The organism is Inquilinus ginsengisoli (assembly GCF_050434925.1).
Classification (GTDB): Bacteria; Pseudomonadota; Alphaproteobacteria; order DSM-16000; family Inquilinaceae; genus Inquilinus; species Inquilinus ginsengisoli_B.
On sequence record NZ_JBNDJK010000001.1, the window covers coordinates 6,796,249 to 6,818,825 of the forward strand.

Annotated in this window: 24 protein-coding genes; 13 read left to right on the forward strand and 11 right to left on the reverse strand. The window is 69.9% G+C overall.

What is annotated here, in order from left to right; all coding sequences use genetic code 11:
• Nucleotides 1-31: 31 nt before the first annotated feature.
• From QFZ27_RS32055 to pcaQ, 6 genes are all read right to left on the reverse strand, one after another.
• A complete protein-coding gene (locus tag QFZ27_RS32055; RefSeq protein ID WP_429230512.1) occupies nt 32-640 on the reverse strand; it encodes a helix-turn-helix transcriptional regulator in 609 nt (202 codons plus the stop codon).
• A gap of 241 nt (nt 641-881) precedes the next feature.
• The gene (locus QFZ27_RS32060; RefSeq protein WP_429230513.1) at nt 882-1,556 is read right to left on the reverse strand and encodes an HAD family hydrolase; all 675 of its coding nucleotides are present in this window, start codon (nt 1,554-1,556) and stop codon (nt 882-884) included.
• 64 nt (nt 1,557-1,620) lie between these two features.
• Entirely contained in the window at nt 1,621-2,889 is a 1,269-nt protein-coding gene (locus tag QFZ27_RS32065; protein WP_429230514.1) for a multidrug effflux MFS transporter, read from the reverse strand.
• A 204-nt stretch (nt 2,890-3,093) separates the two neighbouring features.
• On the reverse strand, nt 3,094-3,747 hold the full coding sequence (locus QFZ27_RS32070; protein ID WP_429230515.1) for a hypothetical protein: 654 nt from the start codon (nt 3,745-3,747) through the stop codon (nt 3,094-3,096).
• 2 nt (nt 3,748-3,749) lie between these two features.
• Nucleotides 3,750-5,150, reverse strand: coding sequence for a selenium-binding protein SBP56-related protein (locus QFZ27_RS32075; RefSeq protein WP_429230516.1), 1,401 nt, complete (start codon nt 5,148-5,150; stop codon nt 3,750-3,752).
• A 125-nt stretch (nt 5,151-5,275) separates the two neighbouring features.
• On the reverse strand, nt 5,276-6,220 hold the full coding sequence (pcaQ, locus tag QFZ27_RS32080; protein ID WP_429230517.1) for a pca operon transcription factor PcaQ: 945 nt from the start codon (nt 6,218-6,220) through the stop codon (nt 5,276-5,278).
• A gap of 115 nt (nt 6,221-6,335) precedes the next feature.
• Here pcaQ and pcaD point away from each other — a divergent pair, with 115 nt between their 5' ends.
• From pcaD to QFZ27_RS32125, 9 genes are all read left to right on the forward strand, one after another.
• Entirely contained in the window at nt 6,336-7,139 is an 804-nt protein-coding gene (gene pcaD, locus QFZ27_RS32085; protein WP_429230518.1) for a 3-oxoadipate enol-lactonase, read from the forward strand.
• The gene (gene pcaC / locus QFZ27_RS32090) at nt 7,132-7,530 is read left to right on the forward strand and encodes a 4-carboxymuconolactone decarboxylase (protein ID WP_429230519.1); all 399 of its coding nucleotides are present in this window, start codon (nt 7,132-7,134) and stop codon (nt 7,528-7,530) included. The genes pcaD and pcaC overlap by 8 nt, the downstream gene beginning before the upstream one ends.
• The gene (pcaH, locus tag QFZ27_RS32095; protein WP_429230520.1) at nt 7,527-8,219 is read left to right on the forward strand and encodes a protocatechuate 3,4-dioxygenase subunit beta; all 693 of its coding nucleotides are present in this window, start codon (nt 7,527-7,529) and stop codon (nt 8,217-8,219) included. Before pcaC ends, pcaH begins: the two co-directional genes overlap by 4 nt.
• 2 nt (nt 8,220-8,221) lie before the next feature.
• Nucleotides 8,222-8,797, forward strand: coding sequence for a protocatechuate 3,4-dioxygenase subunit alpha (pcaG, locus tag QFZ27_RS32100; RefSeq protein ID WP_429230521.1), 576 nt, complete (start codon nt 8,222-8,224; stop codon nt 8,795-8,797).
• Nucleotides 8,798-8,800: 3 nt separating this feature from the next.
• Entirely contained in the window at nt 8,801-9,658 is an 858-nt protein-coding gene (locus tag QFZ27_RS32105; RefSeq protein ID WP_429230522.1) for a CoA transferase subunit A, read from the forward strand.
• A 150-nt stretch (nt 9,659-9,808) separates the two neighbouring features.
• The gene (locus QFZ27_RS32110) at nt 9,809-10,585 is read left to right on the forward strand and encodes a CoA-transferase subunit beta (protein ID WP_429230523.1); all 777 of its coding nucleotides are present in this window, start codon (nt 9,809-9,811) and stop codon (nt 10,583-10,585) included.
• Nucleotides 10,582-11,787 (forward strand): 3-oxoadipyl-CoA thiolase, encoded by a 1,206-nt coding sequence (gene pcaF, locus QFZ27_RS32115; RefSeq protein ID WP_429230524.1) that lies wholly within the window; start codon nt 10,582-10,584, stop codon nt 11,785-11,787. Before QFZ27_RS32110 ends, pcaF begins: the two co-directional genes overlap by 4 nt.
• Nucleotides 11,788-11,954: 167 nt before the next feature.
• On the forward strand, nt 11,955-12,269 hold the full coding sequence (locus QFZ27_RS32120; protein WP_429230525.1) for a hypothetical protein: 315 nt from the start codon (nt 11,955-11,957) through the stop codon (nt 12,267-12,269).
• A gap of 3 nt (nt 12,270-12,272) precedes the next feature.
• Nucleotides 12,273-13,613 carry a 3-carboxy-cis,cis-muconate cycloisomerase gene (locus tag QFZ27_RS32125; protein ID WP_429230526.1) on the forward strand — a complete coding sequence of 447 codons (1,341 nt, stop codon included), beginning with the start codon at nt 12,273-12,275 and terminating at the stop codon, nt 13,611-13,613.
• Between the two features lie 236 nt (nt 13,614-13,849).
• Here the strand turns inward: QFZ27_RS32125 and QFZ27_RS32130 are convergent, their stop codons facing one another.
• The 4 genes from QFZ27_RS32130 to QFZ27_RS32145 all read right to left on the reverse strand — a co-directional run bounded on the left by QFZ27_RS32130 (nt 13,850) and on the right by QFZ27_RS32145 (nt 16,748).
• Nucleotides 13,850-15,196 (reverse strand): IS4 family transposase, encoded by a 1,347-nt coding sequence (locus tag QFZ27_RS32130; protein WP_429224333.1) that lies wholly within the window; start codon nt 15,194-15,196, stop codon nt 13,850-13,852.
• A 184-nt stretch (nt 15,197-15,380) separates the two neighbouring features.
• Nucleotides 15,381-15,986 carry an ATP-dependent Clp protease proteolytic subunit gene (locus QFZ27_RS32135; protein ID WP_429230527.1) on the reverse strand — a complete coding sequence of 202 codons (606 nt, stop codon included), beginning with the start codon at nt 15,984-15,986 and terminating at the stop codon, nt 15,381-15,383.
• Nucleotides 15,974-16,438, reverse strand: coding sequence for an SRPBCC family protein (locus tag QFZ27_RS32140; RefSeq protein WP_429230528.1), 465 nt, complete (start codon nt 16,436-16,438; stop codon nt 15,974-15,976). The genes QFZ27_RS32135 and QFZ27_RS32140 overlap by 13 nt, the downstream gene beginning before the upstream one ends.
• A complete protein-coding gene (locus QFZ27_RS32145; protein ID WP_429230529.1) occupies nt 16,431-16,748 on the reverse strand; it encodes an ArsR/SmtB family transcription factor in 318 nt (105 codons plus the stop codon). Before QFZ27_RS32145 ends, QFZ27_RS32140 begins: the two co-directional genes overlap by 8 nt.
• Nucleotides 16,749-17,207: 459 nt before the next feature.
• Between QFZ27_RS32145 and QFZ27_RS32150 the strand changes: the two genes are divergently transcribed.
• From QFZ27_RS32150 to QFZ27_RS32165, 4 genes are read left to right on the forward strand one after another with little or no spacing between them, the layout of a single operon-like run.
• Nucleotides 17,208-18,383, forward strand: coding sequence for a LeuA family protein (locus QFZ27_RS32150; protein WP_429230530.1), 1,176 nt, complete (start codon nt 17,208-17,210; stop codon nt 18,381-18,383).
• A 45-nt stretch (nt 18,384-18,428) separates the two neighbouring features.
• Nucleotides 18,429-20,168, forward strand: coding sequence for a thiamine pyrophosphate-dependent enzyme (locus QFZ27_RS32155; protein ID WP_429230531.1), 1,740 nt, complete (start codon nt 18,429-18,431; stop codon nt 20,166-20,168).
• Nucleotides 20,168-20,665, forward strand: a complete 498-nt coding sequence (locus tag QFZ27_RS32160) for an MEKHLA domain-containing protein (protein ID WP_429230532.1) — start codon at nt 20,168-20,170, stop codon at nt 20,663-20,665. Before QFZ27_RS32155 ends, QFZ27_RS32160 begins: the two co-directional genes overlap by 1 nt.
• A gap of 60 nt (nt 20,666-20,725) precedes the next feature.
• The gene (locus QFZ27_RS32165; protein WP_429230533.1) at nt 20,726-21,391 is read left to right on the forward strand and encodes a hypothetical protein; all 666 of its coding nucleotides are present in this window, start codon (nt 20,726-20,728) and stop codon (nt 21,389-21,391) included.
• A 263-nt stretch (nt 21,392-21,654) separates the two neighbouring features.
• On the opposite strand, the gene QFZ27_RS32170 is transcribed toward QFZ27_RS32165, so the two are convergent.
• Nucleotides 21,655-22,566: a dihydrodipicolinate synthase family protein gene (locus tag QFZ27_RS32170; RefSeq protein ID WP_429230534.1), complete on the reverse strand. Its 912-nt coding sequence runs from the start codon at nt 22,564-22,566 to the stop codon at nt 21,655-21,657.
• Nucleotides 22,567-22,577: the final 11 nt, after the last annotated feature.

The window sequence follows — 22,577 nt, forward strand, 5'->3', positions numbered from 1 at the left end:
GGGCTTCGTCTTGATGCTGCGGCTTGGGGTCCTATCCGCCGGCGACCAGCCCCGCGCCCAGCAGCAGCCGCACCAGGGCGGCCTGCCTATGCGTGCCGGTCTTCTCGAACACGCGCTGCAGATGGATGCGGACGGTAGAGACCGAGACCGCCAGTTCCTCGGCGATCGGACGCAGCCCGGCGCCGCGCAGGGTCAGCAGCGCGACCCGCGCCTCGGCCGCGGTCAGGCCATACAGGCGCTGCAGCGTCGCCGGCCGCGGCTCCGGCCCGGAATCGGGGTCGAGGATCATCAGCAGCGCCGGCGCCGGAGGACGGTCCGCCGGCCGCAGCACGGAGCCGAGCGGCGCCACCTGCACCGCATAGCACCGCGCGCCCGAGGGCCGGCTGACGGCGAGGCAGCCCGGCACGGCCTGCGTGATCAGCCGCTGCAGCGCCGTGTCCTCGGCCGGCCGCGCCAGCCGCAGCACCCGGCCCGGGCCAATCGCCAGCCCGTCGCGGGCGCCGACGATGTCCTCGGCCGCGCCGTTCAGGAACAGGACGCGCCCGCCGGGCGCTACCAGCGCCACGCCATGGGCCAGCCGGTCCAGCGCCCCGAGCGCGTCGTCCCGCTCCAGGGCCGGTTCGTCGAGCAATGCCAGCATGTCGATCCCTCCAGGTCCCCGCCGCCCATTGCGGCTGACGGAAATCCTGGCCGGTCCCGACTTACGGATCGCTTACGGCTGTGCGTCCCCCTGGATCACTCTGAGATCGTCTGAGACTGCGCTGGCGTGAGTCGGCTGGCGGTGGTTTCGAGAACCGGAGCGCAGCGGACATAGGTCCGTGAGCACCGGAAGCGCGGAAACCGCCGTCAGACGGCCGCGCCAGTAGCAGTATCAGGCGGTCTCAGCGTCTGCCGCCGACCTCGTCGATATGCAGCAGCATGTCGGCCGGGTCCTCGAAGACGCGGTAGGCGCCGGCGCGCTCCAGCTCGTCCTGGCCGTAGCCGCCGGACAGGAAGCCGATGCCCAGCGACCGGGCCCGCTGTGCCGCCAGCATGTCCCAGACGCTGTCGCCGACGACATGGGCGCGCTCGATCGGCACGCCCAGCCTCTCGGCAGCGGCCAGGAACAGGTCGGGGTCGGGCTTGGCGTATTTCACCTGGTCGCGGGTGACGACCGGCACCTTGTCGAAATCGACGCCGAGATTCTCGATCACCGGGCGCGCCGTTTCCATCCGGCCGCTGGTGGCGATCGCCCAAGGGATGCCGGCCTCGGTCAGCCAGGCCAGCAGCTCGCGCGCGCCGGGCAGCGGCACGCTCTGCTCCGGATGGCGGTTGTAGGCCTCGGCGTGGCGGCGGCGCAGCCGCTCCACCCGCTCGTCGCTGATGTCCAGGCCGGTCTCGCGCAGCAGCATGTTGGTGAACAGGCCGCCGCTCATGCCGATCTTGCGGTGGATGCGCCAGACCGACAGCTCGATGCCCTCGGCGTCCAGCGCCTCGCGCCAGGCCATGACGTGGTGGTAGACGCTGTCGACCAGCGTGCCGTCGAGGTCGAACAGGAACGAGGTCTGCTGGCGCATCTCACGGTCTCCGCATCGGGGAAGTAGGGGACAGAATTAGCCCGCCCAGCCCCGAGGGAAACCCTCAGCGGACGGGGTCGGGGTGGTGCGGCACGAACAGCCGGCCGCGCTCGGTCCACAGCACGATCACCAGCGCCAGCAGGCCGAGGCCGAAATAGCCGAAGGCCAGCGGCACCACCGTGCCGTCGAAGGCCTGGCCGACGATGGCGCCCAGCACCGCGCTGACGATGGTGGTGTAGCTGCCGAACACCGACGACGCGGTGCCGGCGACGTCGCCCAGCGGCTCCATCGCCATGGCGTTGAAGTTCGGCACGGTCAGGCTGAACAGGAACATGTTGGCGGCCAGCACCACGCCGAACAGGAACAGGGGCGGCTTGCCGTCGAAGGCGAAGGCGAAGATCACCTGCAGCGCGCCGACGGCGACGAAGCCCAGGATGCCGGTGTGCGACAGGCGCCGCATGCCCAGCCGGCGCACCAGGCGCGAATTGAGGAAGGAGGCGAAGCCCATCACCATCGCGATCAGCCCGAAGGCCATCGGGAAATAGGTGCCCAGGCCATAGACATCGGTCTCGAAGATCGCCTGGGACGAGCCGAGATAGGACATCAGCGCGCCCATCATCAGCCCCATGGCGGTGGCGTAGCCGATCGACACGCGGGTGGTGACGCAGCGCCGCGCCGCGCCGGCGATCTGCGCCGGCGAGAACCGCCTGCGGTATTCCGGATGCAGCGTCTCGGGCATGCGCAGGTTGAACCAGACGATCTGCACCAGGGCCAGCACCAGCATGCTGACGAAGATCGCGTGCCAGCCGCCGAGGAACAGGAAGCCCTGGCCGATCGCCGGGGCGAGGATCGGCACGATGATGAACACCATCATGGTCAGCGACATCACCCGCGCCATCTCGCGGCCGGAGTAGCGGTCGCGGACGATGGTGACGGTCAGCACGCGCGCCGCGGCAGCGCCCATGCCCTGCACCACCCGCGCGATCAGCAGCCATTCGAAGCCATGGGCGACGATCGCCAGGATGCTGCCGAAGGTGTAGATCGTCAGCCCGATCATCAGCGTCGGCCGCCGCCCGATGACGTCGGAGACCGGGCCGTAGACCAGCTGCATCACGCCGAAGCCGGCCATGTAGGCGGTCAGCACATATTGCAGCGAATTGGCGTCGGCGATGCCGAGATCGGCCTGGATGGCGCCGAAGGCCGGCAGCAGGTTGTCGATCGACAGCGAGATCAGCGCCATCATGAAGGCGATCAGGCCGACGAACTCGACGAAGCCCGGCGCCGGCATGGCGCGGCGGGACGCGGTGCCGGTGATCCTGCTGACGAACGACATCGAACGGTCTCGCTCAAACGCGGCACGGCCCGGCCCGCGCCATGCCGCCTGGGCGATGGTGCCGGTCGAGCGCTGCCCGCCCCCGCGGGGATGATGAGAAACGAGTCAAGCTTCGGCCCAAACCGCGATCCGGGACAAGGGCTTGTCGCGCAACGCTGCCGCGCGCCGGAAGGGCGGGTCTTCACATTTGGTCTGAGAATCGAGTCACATCCCGCCGTGCAGCGCGAGTGCCAGCGACAGGCCGCCGACCAGGATCAGGCTGCCGGCCCAGACCGCGTCGAGGTTGAACCAGCTGCGCGCCACCGCCTTGAGGCCGAGTGTCCGGTACACCAGCCAGGCGAAGGCGCCGCCGGCCGCGACCATGGCCAGGGAGTGGACGACGGCGACCAGCACGCCCATGCCGAAATCGCCGCCGATCAGCGTCCCGGCCGCCTGGTCGGTGCCGGCGGCCCGGCACAGGCCGAGATAGATCGGCACCAGCATCAACCCGGCGCCATGCGCCGTCGCCACCGCGAAGGACCACAGGCCGAGCTGGGTCGGCCGAATCCGCGCCAGCGCCCGCGGGTGGCGCCGGTTGACGAGGCGGAACACGCCGAAGCCGATCACCAGCAGGCTGGCGCCGATCCGGATCGGCTGCTGCCACACCACCAGCGTCACCAGCAGGGCGAAGGGCAGGATCACCACCGCCATCGCCAGCAGATGGCCGATGGTGAGCGGCCCCAGCGCCGCCACCAGGGCGCGCGGGCTGCGTTCCATCAGCCCGGCCGAGACCGCGAGCGGCCAGCCCATCCCGGGGTTGATCCCGTGATAGAGGCCGCTCGCCACCACCGCCAGCCACAGGCCGGCCGCCTCCGGCATCGTCAGGCCGAGGGGTAGCAGAAGCTGTCGGTCGAGCAGTCGCCGCCCTGCAGCCGGACCTGATGCGCCCGGTAGCCGTCCGGGAACTCGACCCAGTAATCCTTGGCCAGCTCCAGCCCGCCATCCGGCCCGGCCTGCGCCATCACCTGGGCGCCGGGCACGCCGTCCGGATAGAACTGGTCGTCCCAGGTCGAGTACAGCGAGTTGGTCCAGTACACCCGCTTGCCGTCGCGGCTGATCTCGACCATCTGCGGCCCGCCGGTACAGGCCTTGCCGTTCGGATGGGCCGTGCGCCGGTCGATGCCGCCGATATGGACCGAGCCGGACAGCTTCGGCTTGCGCGGGTCGCCGACATCGTATTGCCGCATCTCGCCGGTGCCCCAGCAGGAGACGTAGAGGAAGCGGTCGTCCAGCGACAGGTCGATGTCGGACACCAGCGGCGGCACCGCGCCGAACCCTTTCAGCAGCGGCGGCAGCCGGTCGGCCTCCGCCGGCTCGGGCGGGATCGTCGCCGTCTTCTCGATGTGGAACCGGCCGCCCTCGCGCCACCAGGTCCAGATCGATCCTTCCAGGTTGGTGGTGTCGACCACAACGCCGAGGAAGCCATATTCCTTCGCCGGGTCATGCGCCGGCCGGATCTCCAGCGCCATCTGGTGGTTGGCGCCGAGATCGATGGTCTGGACGTTGCGCCGGGCGCGCAGGTCCCAGAAGTGCACCCGGTGGCCGTATTTGTTGGCCAGCAGGTCCTCCGGCACGATGCCGTTCTCGAATTGCGGCGGCAGCCCCCACTCGCTGCTGACCATGTAGTCGCGCGGCAGGTTCCACCAGAAGTCGTAATGCAGCTCCTGCGGCCCGCGGTCGATCTCCCAGCGGCCCAGCACCTCGAAGCTCTCGCAATCCATGATGAAGATGCCTGGCGGGCCGTCGGTGCCGTCCTTGCCGCCGCCACCCAGGGTCGAGACATAGATCCCGTCCGGCCCGCAATGCACGGTGTGCGGCCGGGAATAGCCGGTCTTGCGGAACACCTCCTCCGGCTCGATCACCTTGTGGATCTTCGCCTGGGTCGGGTCCGGCTTGGTGTCCACGACATAGATCCGCGACGAGCGGATGCCCGGGATGATCAGATAGCGCCGCTCCAGGAAGGCGTGGCCGGTCAGCGGCGACAGCGAAGAGGAGCAGGCGTTCCATCCGAAATGATGGAACTCGTCGCCCTTGTGCGGCATCGCCACGGTGTGGACGATCCGGCTGTAATTGGGCGAGCCGGGCTTGACGTCGATCACTGCCAGCGCGTCGGGCTGCGAGGCGTCCGGGCTGAGCAGCAGCGTGTAGGCGAAATCTTCGGGCGGCGCTTCCATCGCCAGCTTCGGCGAGGCGTGGAAGGTCGGGTCGGGCCTCATGGCCATGGGCGGTCTCCCTGTCTGCGTGGAAGCAAGTGGCGGCTCACGTCATACGGGTTCGGCACCCTTTCCGAACGGCACGAGCCTACCACAGGGCACGGCCGGCACCGGGCCGGATCATTATCCTCCTTTCAGGTACCCCGCACCTCCCGCGCGGCGTCGCGCACCATGGCCATGAAGATCCGGCCGGCATCGGTTGGCAGCACCTCGGCCCGCATGGTCAGCCCGACCGGGCCGGTCGAATCGCCGTCGTCGATCGGCAGCTCGGCCAGCACGCCCTCCGCCACATCCTGGGCCACGGCGCCGCGCGAGATGATCCAGACCGCATCGGTGCGGCGGGTGTAGGAGCGGCCGAAGGTGGGGGAGACGCTCTCGATCCGGTCGGGCAGCGCCCCCACCCCGGCGGCGATCAGCAGCTTGTCGACCGTCGGCCCGATCACCGATCCGGGCGGCGGCGCGATCACCGGGAAGCTGCTGATGTCGCGGATGGCCAGGGACGGGCGCGACAGCAGCGGATGGCCGGGCCGCACGGCGAAGGCGATGCGCTCGGAATAAAGATGCTCGAAGGACAGGCCGGTCATCTGCTCCGGCTCCGCCAGCCGGCCGAGCACGAGGTCCAGCCCGCCGACGCGCAACTGGCCCAGCAGCATCTGGTTCGGCCCGTCCACCACCCGCACTACCACGCCGGGACAGGCGGTGCGGAACCGCTCCAGCGCCGCCGGCATCATCTGCCCGGCCACGGTCGGCAGCACGCCGACGCGCAGCAGCTCCTCCCCCGCCGCCCGTGCCCGCACCACGCTCTCGATGCCCTGGCGCAGCGCCGTGACGCTGGTGCCGGCATGGTGCAGGAAGGTGCGGCCGAACGGCGTCAGCACCACGCCCTTGCGGCTGCGGTCGAACATCGGCGCGCCCAGCGCCTCCTCCAGCTCGCGCAGGGTCTTCGACACCGCCGGCTGGCTGATCCCCAGCGCGTCGGCCGCGGCCACCACGCTGCGCAGCCGCACCGCCTCGAGGAAGCATTGCAGGTGGCGCAGCTTGATCCGCCGCTCGATCGCGCCGGCGTTGTCGCGCTCCACCATACTCTCCAGGTTATGTTTTGCGGCGAATTCCTCATTTTACATAACCGTGCCGGCGACGCACAGTGCGGCACGACACCCGGGCGGAACCAGGGACGAGGGCCAAGGGCGAGGGATGGACGCGGTCAAGGCGAACGGCATCGTGCTGCATGTCGAGGACAGGGGCCCGCGCGACGCGCCCGTCCTGGTCTTCATCAACTCGGTCGGCACCGATTTCCGCATCTGGGATGCGGTGGTGCCGCAATTCCCCGATCACCGGACCCTGCGCTACGACAAGCGCGGCCATGGCCTGTCGACCAGCGAGGGCGGCGACAGCATCGACGCCCATGCCGCCGATCTCGCCGCGCTGCTCGAAGCCAGCGGCATCCGCCGGGCGACGGTTGTCGGCCTGTCGATCGGCGGCATGATCGCGCTCGGCCTCGCCCGGCTGCGGCCGGACCTGGTCGAACGGCTGGTCCTGTGCGACACGGCCCACAAGATCGGCACGGCCGAGGCCTGGCGGACGCGGATCGCCGGGGTCGAGGCCGGCGGCGTCGGCAGCATCGCCGCGGCGACGATGGAGCGCTGGTTCTCGGCGGATTTCCGGGCCAGGCGGCCGGACCTGGTCGCAATCGCCCGCACCATGCTCAGCCGCACCCCGGCCGACGGCTACATCCGCGCCTGCGCCGCGCTGCGCGACGGCGACATGACCGCGGCGGTCCGGGCCGTGGCCGTGCCGACTTTGTGCCTGTGCGGCACCGAGGACATCGCCACCACGCCGGAGCTGGTGCGGTCCCTCGCCGCCCTGATCCCGGGCGCGCGCTACCAGGACATCCCCGGTGCCGGCCACCTGCCCTGCGTCGAGGCGCCGGAGCTGCTGGCCGGGCTGATCCGCGACTTCGTCGAGGAGGGAGTCGACAAGGAGGTGGGGCATGGCTGACCCGCTCTACGACCAGGGCATGGCGGTGCGCCGCACCGTGCTGGGCGACGCCCATGTCGACCGCGCCCAGTCCCGCACAACCGAATTCGACGCGCCGTTCCAGGAGTTCATCACCCGCGGCGCCTGGGGCGGGGTGTGGAGCCGGCCGCAGCTGACCCATCGCGAGCGGTCGATGCTGACCATCGCCCTGCTGGCCGCGCTGGGCCATCATGAGGAGCTGGCGATGCATATCCGCGCCACCGCCAACACCGGCGCGACGCCGGAGGACATCCGCGAGGCGCTGCTGCATGTCGCGGTCTATGCCGGGGTGCCAGCCGCCAACGCGGCCTTCGCCACCGCCAAGCAAGTCTTCGCCGAACGCGACGGCGTCGACCGGGAGGAACAGAAGTGAGCTTCCAGCCGCGCGACTGGCGCATCCACCCGCCGCATCTCTACGAGGGCTACCGCTCGACCGTGCTGCGCGCCCCGTCGCAGAAGCTGCTCCCGCTCTCCGGCGCCCTCTCCGAGCATCAGGGCCCGTCCTTCCCCGCGGCCCTGGCGGGCGAGGCCGACCTGACCCGCAACGGCCGGGTCAACGGCGAGCCGCTGGGCGAGCGCATCATCGTCGCCGGCCGGGTGCTGGACGAGGACGCGAGGCCGGTGGCGAACACGCTGGTCGAGCTGTGGCAGGCCAACGCCTCCGGCCGCTACATCCACAAGGTCGACCAGCACGACGCGCCGCTGGACCCCAACTTCCTGGGCGCCGGGCGCTGCGTCACCGATGCCGAGGGCCGCTACCGCTTCCTGACGATCAAGCCGGGCGCCTATCCCTGGCGCAACCACGCCAACGCGTGGCGGCCGCAGCACATCCACTTCTCGCTGTTCGGCCCGGCCTTCGCCACCCGGCTGGTGACGCAGATGTACTTCCCCGGCGACCCGCTGCACACGCTGGACCCGATGTTCAACAGCATCCCCGACCCGGCCGGGCGCGAGCGCTTGGTCGCCGCCTTTAGCCTCGACCTCACCGAGCCGGAAGTCGCGCTGGGCTACGAATTCGACATCGTGCTGCGCGGGCGCCTGGCGACGCCGATGGAGGGTTGATCGTGCCGAAGCTTCTCCAGACCGGGTCGCAGACGGTCGGCCCCTTCTTCGCCTACGGCCTGACGCCGCGGCAATACGGCTATGATTTCCCGCAGATCGCCGACGGCACCATCGCCGGCGACGCCGTGCCGGGCGAGCGCATCCGCCTCACCGGCCGGGTGCTGGACGGCGCCGGCCAGCCGATCGAGGATGCGCTGGTCGAGATCTGGCAGGCGGATTCCCAGGGTGTGTTCCCGGGCCCGCAGCGCACCGCCAATGACGGATTCACCGGCTTCGGCCGCTGCGGCACCGGCACGGATCCCGAGCGTCGCTTCGTCTTCGATACGATCAAGCCGGGCGCGCCAGGGCCGGGCCAGGCGCCGCATCTCAGCGTCATTGTCTTCATGCGCGGCCTGCTGGTGCATTGCTTCACCCGCATCTATTTTCCCGACCAACCCGCCAACGCCGGGGACCCGGTGCTGCTGGCAGTGCCCGAGTCCCGCCGCGGCACCCTGATCGCGCAGAGCGACGGCCCCGGCCGCTACCGCTTCGACATCCGCATGCAGGGCGACGGCGAGACCGTCTTCTTCGAGATCTGACCCATGGCAAAATTCCAGACCCTGGCCGAGGCCGTCGCCGACAATCTCCATGACGGCGATACCGCGGCCTTCGAGGGCTTCACCCATCTGATCCCGCACGCCGCCGCGCATGAGGCGATCCGCCAGGGCCGGCGCGGCCTGACGCTGGTGCGGATGACGCCCGACCTGGTCTACGACCAGATGGTCGGCATGGGCTGCGCCGCCAAACTGGTCTTCTCCTATGCCGGCAACCCCGGCGTCGGCCTGCTGCGCCGGGTGCGCGACGCGATCGAGAAGGGCTGGCCGAACCCGGTCGAGATCGAGGAGCATTCCCACGCCGCCATGGCCAATGCCTATGAGGCCGGGGCGGCCGGCCTGCCCTGCGCCGTGTTCCGCGGCTATCGCGGCGCCGGCCTGGCCGAGGTGAACCCGAACATCAGATCGGTCACCTGCCCCTTCACCGGCGAGACCCTGGCCGCCGTGCCGGCGATCCGCCCGGATGTGTCCTTCATCCACGCCCAGAAGGCCAACCGCCGCGGCGACGTGCTGATCGAAGGCATCGTCGGGGTGCAGAAGGAGGCGGTGCTGGCCGCCAAACGGTCGGTGGTGACGGTGGAGGCGATCGTCGAGGATTTCGACGACGTCCACCCGAATGCCTGCGTGCTGCCGCGCTGGACCGTGACCTCGATCATCCATGTCCCGGGCGGCGCCCACCCCTCCTACGCCCATGGCTATTACCCGCGCGACAACGCCTTCTACCTGGCCTGGGACAAGATCGCGACCGACCGCGACGGCTTCCTGGCCTGGATGAAGACCAACGTGATCGACAGCGGCCCAGACGCCTTCGCCGGCCGAGTCGCGACGCTGAGCGGGAGGGTCTGAGGGTGAAGGACCGGCTTTCTCTTTTATTGTCATCGCCGGGCTTGACCCGGCGATCCAGGGGCCACCCGGCGCGGCATCGACATTCCCTGGATGCCCGGGTCAAGCCCGGGCATGACAGTTGTAAAGTGTTCAAGCACTTGGCGGTGTGAGATGACCTCAGACTTCACCCCCGACGAGATGATGACCATCGCGGCGGCCCGGGCGCTGCGCAACGACGATGTCTGCTTCGTCGGCATCGGCGCACCGTCCGCCGCCTGCAACGTGGCGCGGCTGACCCACGCCCCGGACATCACCCTGATCTATGAGAGCGGCACGATCGGCACCGCGCCGGAGGTGCTGCCGCTGTCGATCGGCGACGGCGATCTGTGCGACACCGCCGTCACCACCGTCTCGGTGCCGGAGATGTTCCGCTACTGGCTGCAGGGCGGCCGGGTCACAGTCGGCTTCCTCGGCGCCGCCCAGCTCGACCGTTTCGGCAACATCAACACCACGGTGATCGGCGACTACCGCAAGCCCACGGTCCGCCTGCCGGGCGGCGGCGGCGCGCCGGAGATCGCGACCTCCTGCGGCGAGATCTTCATCACCATGAAGCAGAACAAGCGCGGCATGGTGGAGACCATCGACTTCTTCACCTCGCTCGGCCACGGCACCGGCGGCGACGACCGCGCCCGCCACGGCGTCACCACCAAGGGGCCGACCCTGCTGGTCACCGACCTCGCCGTCTGGCGGCCGGATCCGGTGACGAAGGAATTCACCGTGGTCTCGCTGCATCCGGGCGCGACCCGCGACCAGGTGCAGGAGACCTGCGGCTGGACCGTCCGCTTCGCCGATAACCTGGAACAGACCCCGCCGCCCTCGGCGCTCGAGCTGAAGACGCTGCGCGACCTGAAGGAGCGCACTCGCATCGCCCATGGAGAGGCCGCATGAGCCGCGACGCCTATATCTGCGCCTATCTGCGCACCCCGATCGGCCGCTATGCCGGCGCCCTGTCCGCCGTCCGCGCCGACGACCTCGCCGCGATCCCGCTGAAGGCGCTGGTCGAGCGTCACGCTAAGGTGGATTGGGAGGCGGTCGACGACGTCGTCCTCGGCTGCGCCAACCAGGCCGGCGAGGACAACCGCAACCTCGCCCGCATGGCGCTGCTGCTGGCCGGGCTGCCGGCCGGGATCCCCGGCTCGACCCTCAACCGCCTCTGCGGCTCCGGCCTCGACGCCGTGACCATCGCCGCCCGGGCGATCAGGGCCGGCGAGGCCGAGCTGATGCTGGCCGGCGGCGCCGAGAGCATGTCGCGCGCTCCGTTTGTCATGCCGAAGGCGGAGAGCGCCTTCTCCCGATCCAATGCCGTCTACGACACCACCATCGGCTGGCGCTTCGTCAACCCGCGGATGGAGGAGCTCTACGGCACGGACTCGATGCCGGAGACCGGCGAGACCGTGGCCGAGCAGTTCCGCATCACCCGCGCCGACCAGGACGGCTTCGCCCTGCGCAGCCAGCAGAAGGCGCTGGCCGCCCAGGCCAATGGCCGCCTGGCGCGCGAGATCGTCCCGGTGACCATCCCGCAGCGCAAGGCCGAGCCGGTGGTGGTCGACCGCGACGAGCATCCGCGTCAGACCTCGCTGGACAAGCTGGCCGCCCTGCCCACCCCGTTCCGCAAGGGCGGCACCGTCACCGCCGGCAACGCCTCCGGCGTCAATGACGGCGCCGCGGCGCTGATCGTGGCGTCGGAGGAAGCGGCGGCGCGCCACGGCCTGACCCCGATCGCCCGCATCCTCGGCGGCGCCGTGGCGGGCGTCGAGCCGCGGATCATGGGCTTCGGCCCCTCCCCGGCCAGCCGCAAGCTGCTGGCGCGGCTGGGCCTGTCGATCGGCGATTTCGACGTGATCGAGCTGAACGAGGCCTTCGCCTCCCAGGCCCTGGCGGTGACCCGCGACCTCGGCCTGCCCGACGATGCGCCGCAGGTGAACCCGAACGGCGGCGCCATTGCGCTCGGCCACCCGCTCGGCATGTCCGGCGCCCGCCTTGCCGGCACCGCGGCGCTGCAGCTGAGCCTCGGCGGCGGCAAGCGGGCGCTCGCCACCATGTGCATCGGCGTCGGCCAGGGCATCGCCCTGGCACTGGAAGCGGTCTGAACCCCTCACCGTCATTGCGAGGAGGCGAAGCCGACGAAGCAATCCATGCCGCCGCTCGTGCTGACCCATGGATTGCTTCGCTGCGCTCGCAATGACGAGGTTGGGCTCGCGCAACGAAGCGATCTGATCGGCGGGAGAAGCGACGCGAGCTTGCCGACACTCAGGCGATGCGCCAACGTCGCACGATGTCGAAGCGATACCGGAAATCGGGGAGAACCACGCGCCAGCGCACCCTAGCGCAGGATCTCGATTTCCTTCTCGGCGACCTCTGCGTCGGACTGGGCTTCTGCAACCGACTGTCGGGCGCCGACCTTCTCCGCGAGCACGGCACGATCACGGACCGCCTGTTCGCGAACCTGGTGCTGACGGCCGAAGGCATGAATCCGCTCTATGAGGACAATTGGCACCAGCAGATCAGCCAAAAATTCAGAGACAGGTTCGGGCGCGAGGCCGTTTCCGATAGCGACGATGAGCTTGAGTAGAAGATGACCGTCTCACCCTTCGATTCCGCCCTGTATGCCCCGCTCCTCTCCGATGCCGAGACAGCCCTCTTGTTCAGCGACAAGGCGGCGCTACGGGCGATGCTGCGGGTCGAGGGCGCGCTGGCCGAGGCCGAGGCGCGCTGCGGCGTGATCCCGGCTGCATCCGCCAGCGCCATCGCCGCGACCGTCGGCGCGCTCGACCCCGACCCGGCGGCGCTGGCGGCGAAGACGGCCGAGGACGGCGTGCCGGTGCCCGCTTTGGTCGCGGCACTGCGCCAGGCGGTCGCCGTCTCGGCGGGCGAGGAAGCGGCCCAGGCGGTGCATTGGGGCGCCACCAGCCAGGACATCCTCGACACCGGCCTGGTGCTGCGGCTGCGCCGGGTGATCGCGATCCTGGAAACCCGGCTAACGGCGCTGATCGAGGCCCTGGCCAGCCTCGCCGACGCCCATCGCGCCACGGTGATGCCGGGCCGCACCCGGTCGCAGCAGGCGACGCCGACCTCGTTCGGCCTGAAGGCAGCTGGCTGGCTGGCGCCGCTGCTGCGCGACCGCGACCGGCTCGCCGAACTCAAGCCCCGCCTGCTGCTGCTCTCCTTCGGCGGTGCCAGCGGCACGCTCGGCGCGCTGGGCGAGCACGGCACCAGGGTCGAGGCGGCGCTGGCCGAGATCCTCGACCTCGCCGTGCCGCCGATGCCCTGGCACAGCCAGCGCGACGGCATCGCCGAATTCGCCGGCTGGCTGGCGCTGGTCACCGGCACGCTGGGCAAGCTGGGCCGCGACCTGTGCCTCCTGGCCCAGACCGAGGTGGCGGAGGTGCGGCCCGGTGCCGGCGGCGGCTCCTCGACCATGCCGCAGAAATCCAACCCGGTCGGGCCGGAGACGCTGGTCGCCCTCGCCCGCTTCAACGCCGGCCTCACCGGCCAGCTGCACCAGGCGATGCTGCACGAGCATGAGCGCGACGGCGCCGCCTGGCCGGTCGAATGGCTGGCCCTGCCGCAGATGGCGGTCGCCGCCGGCGCGGCGCTGAACCATGCCCTGGCCGTCGTCGGCGGCCTGACGGTCAACACAGAGCGGATGGCAAACCAGTTCGAAGCCTCGCACGGCCTGCTGCTGGCCGAGGCCGCCAGCTTCGCCCTCGCCGCCCACATGCCGCGCCCCGAGGCGCAGCGCCTGGTGAAGGAGGCGGCGGCGAAAGCGACCGCCACCGGCCGCCACCTGTTCGACCTGCTGGCCGAGATGTCCGCGGCCCCGGTCGACTGGCCCGTCTTGCGCGACCCCGCCCGCCACCTCGGCGCCGCCGACGCCTTCATCGACCGGGTGCTGGCCGCGGCAAGAAAGACCTGAAAATTCATTGCGTCGCCTCTCCCGCCAGGCGAGACTTTTTCAGAACACAGCCGCTCGACTCGACCTATGCCTTTAATCCTCCCCCTCCCCTTGCGGGAGGGGGCAGGGGGAGGGGTCTGCGCGCGTCCGCGCGCGCATGGGCAGTGAATGGAGCTTGCCGTTCGTTGGTCTGCCGACAATCCAGGCCAGGTCGAGCCGAAAGAGCCCCCTCCCCCTACCGCAAGGGGCTACGGGATTCACGGAAGTTTTGCCTGTGTTGCGAGGGCATAGCCATGGAGCATAGGGGCGAGCCGTTTCCATCCATTGTGCATGGTTTTGGGACCCGGTGGCTTGCCGTAGCAGTTCCATCCGCCGAGGCGAGCGGTGACCCAGGAGAGGAAGGCGAGGCTGGTGGGGGCATGGGGGTTCTTCTGGCGCGGGGTGTTGCCTTCGAGGGATCGAGAGATGGCGGCAAGTGGAGCGAGGAGGTCGGGATCGACCACGTCGGTGGCCGGCCTGGGGCTGCCGTCGCGGGCATCGACGAGTTGCAGGGTGCGGACTGCGGCGGCCAAGCCCATGGCGGCGAGGATGAACAGCCGCTCGGCATCGGCGAGTTGAGTGTCTTCGAGGCCCAGGCCATCGCTCTTGAGGGCACGAAAGACCTGCTCGATGCGCCAGCGCAGGCGATAGAGATCGATGATCTCGGTGGCGGCGTCGGCGCCGTCGGCGGGATGGGTGGTGAGCAGGCGCCAGGCGATGGCCTGCTTCGGGTCGGGCGGATCGATCTCGATGGCCTGGACCAGCGTCAGGGTTACGGTGCGCACCGCGCCCGGTTCGGCCTTGCGGCTCTTCGGACGGGCGATCTGCACGCTGCCCGCCTTGATCGCGAGGGTCGCTTCACGGCTGCGCTCGCCCGGTCGGCTCGGCGGCACCAGGATGCGGCGGCGCGTCAGCTCCGGGGCATCGTCCAGGGCGGCGAACAGCCGGCCGCCGCCGGCCAGGCTGCGGTTCTGCGCCGACCGGAGGATCAGGTCGAGATTGTCCGGGCGCTCGGTGAACAGCTCCCAGATGTCGCTCTCGCGGTCGGCGATCATCGTCACCGCCGCCGCCTCGGCCAGCACCCGGGCCGCGGTGGTGCAGCCGTCGTGCCAGCGCATCGATTCCTTTTCCGCCAGGGCCCGGCCACGCCGCTCGCCCACCGGCACCGAGCCTCGCGTCCAGATCTGGGCCCCGACCAGGCCGATCACCGCCTCTTCCTCCACATCCACCGCAATCACCGGATGCAGGAAGAAGCCGGGGTCCTTCCCGTTGCCCCCAGGACCCAGCCCGCGCCGCTTGGCCGCCCGACCCTTGAAGTTGACCTCGCTCGTATCCTGGATCGCCACCACCCGGCGCCCCACACACTGCTGGGCTGTCCGCGACGCCAGCGTCTCCACGATCCCTTCCACCGAGCTGTACGGCGACGACAAAAACCGGTGCACCGCCATCTCTCCGGCCCGCGTCCCGCCAAGCTCGCGCACCACCAGCGATCCCGTCGCCACGATCTGCTCGATCAACCACTCGGCTCGCGCTGCCACCCGGATGTCGCCCAGCCCAAACGTCACGGCAAAGTCTCCTCTCGGCTTGACTTCGCCTTGAATCACACCTCCCTCCACACGCAAATCACTTTCGTGCATCCCGTAGACCGCAAGGGGAGGGGGAGGATAAAAAGTCTATACCGGAAGGGTGGAAGTCATTCTGAAAAGGTCCCGCCAGGCGGGAGAGGCAACGCAGAACCGCCGCTCGGCTCTAAGCAGCCACATCCTCCCGATGCGCGAAGATATGATCGACGATGCCCCAGTCCCTGGCCTCCGCGGCGGTCATGAAGCGGTCGCGGTCGAGGGTGCGCTCGACCTCGTCATAGCTCCGGCCGCAGTGCCGGGCGTAGATCCCGTTCAACTGCCGCTTCAGCTTCACGATGTCCTCGGCGTGCCGCTCGATGTCCGAGGCCTGACCCTGGAAGCCGCCGGAGGGCTGGTGCAGCACCACCCGGGCGTTGGGCAGGGCGATGCGCCGGCCCGGCGCCCCGGCCATCAGCAGGAAGGCCCCCATCGACCCCGCCGTGCCCATGCATACGGTCGACACCGGGCTCTTGATGTATTGCATCGTGTCGTAGATCGCGAGGCCGCTGCTCACCACCCCGCCGGGCGAGTTGACGTACATCGCGATCTCCTTCCGCGGGTCCTCCGATTCCAGGAACAGCAGCTGGGCGCAGATCAGCGCCGAAACGCCGTCGTCGATCGGGCCGTTTAGGAACACGATCCGGTCGCGCAGCAGGCGGGAGAAGATGTCGAAGGCGCGGTCGCCGCGGCCCGACTGCTCCACCACCATCGGCACCAGGTTCACGCCGCCCATCGCAGCCTCCCGCCGACCGCGGAGGCCTTCATCAGCGGACGCGTCGCGGGGCGCCGCCCCCGCCGCGGCGCCGGCGTCCCGGTCCAGGGCAGCGCCTCGGCCCGGAAGCCGCTGTGCACGATGCACAGCCGGGTACCGCCCGCCGCGGTGCCGTCCAGGGTGAAGGTCACCACCGTGTCCAGTTTCCGGCCGGCGGCATCCGCGTCGCGGCCGCGCCAGCTGTAGCGCAGCAGCCGCGGCGGCTCCGCCGCCAGCACCTCGCAGTCGATCGGCTGGGCCGTTCCCGGACCATTACGCAGGGTGAAGCGTTTCCCCTGCTCGGCCTCGATGTCGTTCGGCAGCAGCCAGGCGCCGAGCAGCTTCGGCTCGGTCAGTGCCCGCCACACCTTCTCCGGCGGGTGGTCCAGGTCGCAGTCGACGACGACCGCATCGTCCGGCTTCGGGTCACTCATCATCCATGTCCTCGAGCAGGGTCTTGAGGCGCGCCACCTTGTCCGGCCAGAAGGCGCGGTAGCGGTCGATCCAGCCGGCCAGCGGCGCCAGGCCTTCCGGCGCCGCCCGGTAGTAGACGAAGCGGCCGTCGCGCCGCTCCGCCACCAGCCCGGCCCGGCGCAGAGCGGCGAGATGCTGCGAGATCGCCGGCTGCGACACGGCGAAGCCGGCCTTCAGCTCGGTCACGCTCAGCTCACCGTCGGCCAGCCGCTCGAACACGGCGCGGCGGGTCGGATCGGCCAGGGCCTGGAAGATCTCGGGCGCGGTCATGCGATCATATAAGCGGATACTTATCCGATTCGCAACGCCTCGCCTCAGTCGCTGCGGCAGAATCTCTGAATTCAGCATTTGCTGCATCCTGTGCATGCGCCGCGCCAATGGGCAGAATTTGCAATGATAAAAATCCTAATATCGCGACAAACTCAATGCAATTTTCTTCATCTCCTTTATCATTAAAATAAAATTGGTTGCACTTTTTGAGATAAGGAATCTTTTGACTCGGAAAACATTGCTGACATAAATAAGGTCAGACAAACGAATCGCGCATTCTCATCTATATTCGCGACGCGCGAATAAGGCTAAAACAACTGTATCCAACAACATGACTGCCGCGCCAATCCGGCTTCGTCGCGAAGACGACGACGGATCCGGTGAAGCAACTTCGCGCCCTGAAACAGGGGGCTTGGCGTCCTTACGGAAGAAGAGGACGCCCTGAATGGAGGTTCGATCATGTCGACTGTTTCAACGCAGAGGCCGCTGACGATCTTCGACACCAGCCTGCGCGACGGCGAGCAGGCGCCCGGCAACGCCATGTCGCTGCAGCAGAAGCTGCGCATCGCCCGCGAGCTCGAAGCACTCGGGGTGGACACCATCGAGGCGGGTTTCCCGGCGGCGTCCGACAACGACCTTGCCGCCGTGCGCGCCATCGCCGAGGCCGTGCGCGACAGCCGGATCTGCGCTTTCGCCCGGGCCAACCGCACCGACATCGAGGCCGCCGCCAAGGCCGTGGAGCCGGCCCACGCGTCGCAGATCGAGATCCTCGGCGTCGCCTCCGAGATCCACCTGCGCCACAAGCGCCAGATCACGCATCAGCAGGCGCTGGACGAGATCGAAGGTGCCGTCGAGCTGGCCCGGCGGGTCGGCTTCGACGACATCTGCGTCGCCCCGGAGGACGCCACCCGGGCCGATCCGGAATTCCTCGGCGCGATGTGCCGGGCCGCCGCCCGGGCCGGCGCCACGATGATCCTGATCCCGGACACGGTCGGCTGCCTGCTGCCCGGCCGGGTGGCGGGCCTGGTCGACACCGTGCGGGCGGGCGTGCCGCCAGGGGTCAAGGTCGCCATGCACGCCCATGACGATCTCGGCCTGGCCGTCGCCAACACCCTCGCCGCCATCGAGGCGGGCATCGACGAGATCCAGGTGACGCTGTGCGGCATCGGCGAGCGCGCCGGCAACTGCGCGCTGGAGGAGGTGGTCGCCGCGCTGACCGCCCATCCGAGGCATTTCAACCGGTCGACGACCATCGATGTCGGCCGGGTCTATGCCGCCTGCCGGCTGCTGATCGAGAGCCTCCAGCTGCCGATGGCGCGCGGCAAGGCCATCATCGGCGAGAATGCCTTCGCCACCGCGGCGGGCATTCATCAGGCCGCCATCATCCGCAACCCGCAGACCTACGAGTTCCTGGAGCCGGACCGGTTCGGCGCCGAGCGCCGGATGGTGATCAGCCGCCATTCCGGCCGGCACGCGCTGAAGGCGAAGATCGAGGCCTTCGGCCTGGCGCCGACGCCCGGCCTGGTCGAATCGATCTATCGCGAGCTGACGGCGTCGGACGAACCCGTCTGCAGCGACAGCAAGCTGCGCTCCCTGGTCCTGCAGAACACGGCGGAAGCGGCGCTGCCGGCCTGAACCAGAAATCCCCGACTTGCACATTCGTGCACACGAGGCGTTCGCATGGATATTCATCTGACGGAAACCGTGACCGGCTATGACGCCCTGGTGGCGACGCTGGAATCCTGGGGTATCGAGATCTGTGCCGGCGTCACCGGCGGCGGCGCCATCCGCTTCCTGGAAAAGCTCGCGCCGCTCCAGGCGGGAGAGGATGCGGCCGGCCTGGGCGAGCCTGACGGGATGCGCTTCCTGTCGCTCGGCGAATATGCCGCCGGCTTCGTGCCGCTCGGCAGCTACCTGGCGTCCGGCCGCATCGGCGCCTGCATCGCGACCACCGGCGCGGCGACCAAGCTGCTGGGCTGCGGCCTCAGCGACGCCAAGCTGCACGACATCCCGGCGGTCTACATCGTCCCGGCCTCGCCGGAAGCGACCGCAGGCCTGTCCCCGCTGCAGGACACCAGCCGCCACGGCAGCAACATGCTGGCCCAGCTGCGCGCCGAGCTGCCGGACGGCGTCTTCGTGCTGGACGATTCCGCGGCCCTGGAGCGGCAGCTGCGGCTGGCCCATGCCCAGCTGCAGCGCTGCAAGCCGGTCGTCCTGGTCCTGGATCATGGCGCGCTCAAGACCGAAATGGCTCCGCATCGCGCGCCGCCGCAGCCGGATCCGGCGATCGCCTCGGCCGAAGCGGATGCCTTCGCCGACGCATTCTGCCGGCGCATCGGCGGCCGGCGCGTCGTCATCCTCGCCGGCGAGGAGCTGGCGCGGTATCCCGACGCGCCGCAACTGACCTCCCGCCTGTGCGAGCGGCTCGGGAGTTCCATCGTCTGGAGCATCAACGGCGCCAACGGGGTCGAGCGCGGCAATCCCTACGGCCACGGCTATCTCTCTTTCGGCGGCAACGACGCGGCCATCCGGCTCTGGCGGGGCATCGGGGCGGAGGACGTGCTGCTGGTGCTCGGGGCCTGCCCGGACGAATACACGGTCAACCACGCCCCCTATGCCGCCGGCGACACCTTCGTCCTGACCGGGCTGCCGGACGGCTACGGCCAGGTCGATGGCGGGTTCGGGCACCGCGCCGCCGGCGCCTACCGGCAGCTCGTCGTTCCGCTGGACACCGCGCTCCGGTCCCTGCTCGGCCGGCTCGAACGGCATCCGCCGGAAACCCGCCGGACCGGGCCGGCACCGGACGACCTCAACACGCGCCGTCCCGGGGCGCCGAGGCCCGGCCATGTCGACATGGCCGCGCTGTTCCGGGCGCTGGATACCCGCTGGCGGCCGAACACCATCGGCTTCGACGACGTCTGCCTGGCCTACAAGGATCGGCAATACGTCATCCAGCGACCGCACCCGCAGGCGCGCTTCTTCTCGCTCTATCGCGGCTCGGCCATGGGCAATGTGCTCGGCCTGGCCATCGGCGCCAGGCTCGCCGCGCCGGACAGCGATGTCGTCGGCTTCACCGGCGACGGCTGCTTCCGCCTGTTCACCGGGTATCTGGCGGAGGCCAGCGACCTGGGAATCCTGCTGTTCCTGCTCGACAACGCCAGCTACGGCATCATCGAGCAGGGGGTGCACACGATCATCCCGGACGCGCCGGCCTCGCGCCGCCACCACCGCCTGGCCCGGATGGATTTCGCCGCCATGGCCGGCGCCTGCGGCTGGCGCTCGGCCGCGCTGCGCCCCGACCTCGGCAATCTGGACGACATTCTCGACGCCCATCGCCGCGGCGCGGCCTCGACCCTGGTCACCGTGCCGGTCGATGCCGGGCACATCCTCGGCATCAATCCGAGAGCGAGCAACCTGTGATGGCCCAGCCCCTCCGCGCCCCGCGTCTCCATCCTGCTGGTTTGTCCCACGATCCCGCTTTCCTGCACCTCCTGGCCGGCAGCCATGCCCGGCTGGTCGGCGCGCCGCTGCTGCCGGACGACGTCGGAGACGACGACGCGGCCCGGGCGCGCTGGCTGTATGAGGACGCACCCTTCTGCGTACTCGCCCACAACACCGAGGCCGATCCGCGCTTCGTCTACGCCAACCGGGCAGCCCAGGCCTGCTTCGACTATGGCTGGGACGAGTTCACCGGCCTGCCCTCCCGCCTCTCGGCCGAGGCGCCGGACCGGGCGGAGCGGCAGCGCCTGCTGGACGCCGTCACCCGCGACGGCTTCATCGCCGACTATCGCGGCATCCGCATCGCCAAATCAGGCCGCCGCTTCTGGATCGAAAGCGCCGTCGTCTGGCAGCTGATCGACGAAGCCAGCACTCTGCACGGTCAGGCCGCCGCCTTCGGGGACTGGCAGGCGGTGTAGGCCTTCGGGTCGCGCTGGTGGCGAGCGCAATCGCGGTAGTATTACCGGGCGCTTCTGTTCATGCTGTGTTCCATGGACATGCCGCAATCCGACTCCGACGAGATCAAGGCGACCGATCCCGACATGCATTGGACGGGATGGGCGCTGGATGCGTTGCGCGAGCTGGTCCAGTCCGACCTGCGCACCAAGCGGATGATCGAGCGGCAGCAGGACAGGACGCCGGCGGGGCCGGACACGCCGGATTTCGGGCTGACGCAGTCGCGGCTGTCCCGGTCGGTGCGGCTGTCGCTGGCGATGACCGAGCGGATCCGCACCGACTATCTGATGCGCAAGACGGAGCGCAAGGCATCGGGCGAGCAGGAGCGCCGGCGGCAGCGCCGGGAGCAGGCCGCCGAGGCGGTGGTCCAGGCCGTGACGCAGCCGGAGGACATCGACGATATCGAGCATATGCGGAAGCTGGTGCGGGAGACGCTGGTCGAGGACGAGATCCTGGACGTGCAGATCGACACCCTGTCGCCGGAGGCGTTCCTGCAGGCGGTGTGCCGCAAGATCGGCCGCCCGCCGCACCCGATCCGGTCGCCACATGATTCGGACGACGTCGCCGAGACCGAGGCGGAGAGCACAGAGGCTGACGATCGCGAGCCCGCAGAGGGCTGGCCCCACCCGCCGGATGAGTCCGGCGCCGGCCGGCCCACGCCGAAGCCAGCGGAACCAGACAGCAGCTAACTAAGCGCTGTGTCGCCCACCCTGTCTGTCGATCAGCAAGCCTGCCCAGCCTTTCACTCTCCCCCTCCCCTTGCGGGAGGGGGTTGGGGGAGGGGCTGCGCGCGTCCGCGCGCGAACGACCTGACGGGAGAGGCTGGATCAGGTGCAGGCAACCGCCGGTCCTGGCTGCGACACCCCCTCCCCCTGCCCCCTCCCGCAAGGGGAGGGGGAGGATTATTATTCGGCTCCACGGGCAAGGTAGTGTAACGCCAGCCCCTCTCCCCTCAACGCCCGAACAGCCGCGGATACTCGGTCCCGGCCAGCGCCTCGCGGAGGGTCCGGCGATCGACCTCGGTCAGGGCGCGCAGCGGCGGGTGCGGCCGTCGCCAGGCGGCGTCGCCATGGATCTCGGCCACCGTGTCCTTGACCGCCGCCACCAGCGTCACGGTGCTGAGCGCCGCCCGCACCGCCGCGGCGGCGGCCACCGCGGTCTCCGCCTCCGGCGTGCCGGCCTGGTGCCAGGCGATCCGGGCCAGGGGGCCGGTGACGTTGGTGGTGGCCGAGATGCAGCCGGCGAAGCCCCGGTCCTTGGCCATCCCCAGCGTGGCCTCGGAGCTCGGGAACACGGCGATGCCCGGCACCCGCCTGGCCAGATCGGTCGAATAGGCGAGGTCGCCGGAGGAATCCTTCAACCCGGCCAGGGTGCCCGGATGCCGCTCCGCCAGCCGCGCCACCACCTCGATCGGCCAGGGCACGCCGGTGTTCTGCGGGATGTGATAGAGGTAGAGGCTCAGCCCTTCGGCCCCGACCCGGTCGATCACCGTGTCGACATAGGCCGCCAGGCTCTCGTCGTCGATGCCCTTGTAGTAGAACGGCGGCAGCAGCAGCGCCCCGGCGAAACCCAGCGCCTTGGCCTCCGCGGTCAGCCGCACCGCATCCGCCAGCGCCGAGGCGCCGGTGCCGACCATGAAGCGATGCATCGGCAGGCCAGCCTCGGCCACCGCCCGCATCGCCGCCAGCCGCTGCTCGAGCGAGAAGGACGTCGCCTCGCCGGTGGTGCCGAGCAGGTTGATCGCGTCGCAGCCGCCGTCGCCGAGCAGCCAGCGGCAATGCATGACCAGCCGCTCGTGGTCGATGGAAAGGTCGTCGCGCAGCGGCGTGGCGGCGGCGGCGATGACGCCGGTCAGTCTCGGCATGGCAGGCACCT

Excerpts from the sequence above, each read along its gene's own strand:
- QFZ27_RS32055 (WP_429230512.1), bottom strand. The coding sequence starts at position 640 with ATGCTGGCATTGCTCGACGAACCGGCCCTGGAGCGGGACGACGCGCTC.
- QFZ27_RS32060 (WP_429230513.1), bottom strand. The coding sequence starts at position 1,556 with ATGCGCCAGCAGACCTCGTTCCTGTTCGACCTCGACGGCACGCTGGTC.
- QFZ27_RS32065 (WP_429230514.1), bottom strand. The coding sequence starts at position 2,889 with ATGTCGTTCGTCAGCAGGATCACCGGCACCGCGTCCCGCCGCGCCATG.
- QFZ27_RS32070 (WP_429230515.1), bottom strand. The coding sequence starts at position 3,747 with ATGCCGGAGGCGGCCGGCCTGTGGCTGGCGGTGGTGGCGAGCGGCCTC.
- QFZ27_RS32075 (WP_429230516.1), bottom strand. The coding sequence starts at position 5,150 with ATGGCCATGAGGCCCGACCCGACCTTCCACGCCTCGCCGAAGCTGGCG.
- pcaD (WP_429230518.1), top strand. The coding sequence starts at position 6,336 with ATGGACGCGGTCAAGGCGAACGGCATCGTGCTGCATGTCGAGGACAGG.
- pcaC (WP_429230519.1), top strand. The coding sequence starts at position 7,132 with ATGGCTGACCCGCTCTACGACCAGGGCATGGCGGTGCGCCGCACCGTG.
- QFZ27_RS32105 (WP_429230522.1), top strand. The coding sequence starts at position 8,801 with ATGGCAAAATTCCAGACCCTGGCCGAGGCCGTCGCCGACAATCTCCAT.
- QFZ27_RS32110 (WP_429230523.1), top strand. The coding sequence starts at position 9,809 with ATGACCTCAGACTTCACCCCCGACGAGATGATGACCATCGCGGCGGCC.
- pcaF (WP_429230524.1), top strand. The coding sequence starts at position 10,582 with ATGAGCCGCGACGCCTATATCTGCGCCTATCTGCGCACCCCGATCGGC.
- QFZ27_RS32120 (WP_429230525.1), top strand. The coding sequence starts at position 11,955 with ATGCGCCAACGTCGCACGATGTCGAAGCGATACCGGAAATCGGGGAGA.
- QFZ27_RS32125 (WP_429230526.1), top strand. The coding sequence starts at position 12,273 with ATGACCGTCTCACCCTTCGATTCCGCCCTGTATGCCCCGCTCCTCTCC.
- QFZ27_RS32135 (WP_429230527.1), bottom strand. The coding sequence starts at position 15,986 with ATGGGCGGCGTGAACCTGGTGCCGATGGTGGTGGAGCAGTCGGGCCGC.
- QFZ27_RS32140 (WP_429230528.1), bottom strand. The coding sequence starts at position 16,438 with ATGAGTGACCCGAAGCCGGACGATGCGGTCGTCGTCGACTGCGACCTG.
- QFZ27_RS32145 (WP_429230529.1), bottom strand. The coding sequence starts at position 16,748 with ATGACCGCGCCCGAGATCTTCCAGGCCCTGGCCGATCCGACCCGCCGC.
- QFZ27_RS32150 (WP_429230530.1), top strand. The coding sequence starts at position 17,208 with ATGTCGACTGTTTCAACGCAGAGGCCGCTGACGATCTTCGACACCAGC.
- QFZ27_RS32155 (WP_429230531.1), top strand. The coding sequence starts at position 18,429 with ATGGATATTCATCTGACGGAAACCGTGACCGGCTATGACGCCCTGGTG.
- QFZ27_RS32160 (WP_429230532.1), top strand. The coding sequence starts at position 20,168 with ATGGCCCAGCCCCTCCGCGCCCCGCGTCTCCATCCTGCTGGTTTGTCC.
- QFZ27_RS32165 (WP_429230533.1), top strand. The coding sequence starts at position 20,726 with ATGCTGTGTTCCATGGACATGCCGCAATCCGACTCCGACGAGATCAAG.
- QFZ27_RS32170 (WP_429230534.1), bottom strand. The coding sequence starts at position 22,566 with ATGCCGAGACTGACCGGCGTCATCGCCGCCGCCGCCACGCCGCTGCGC.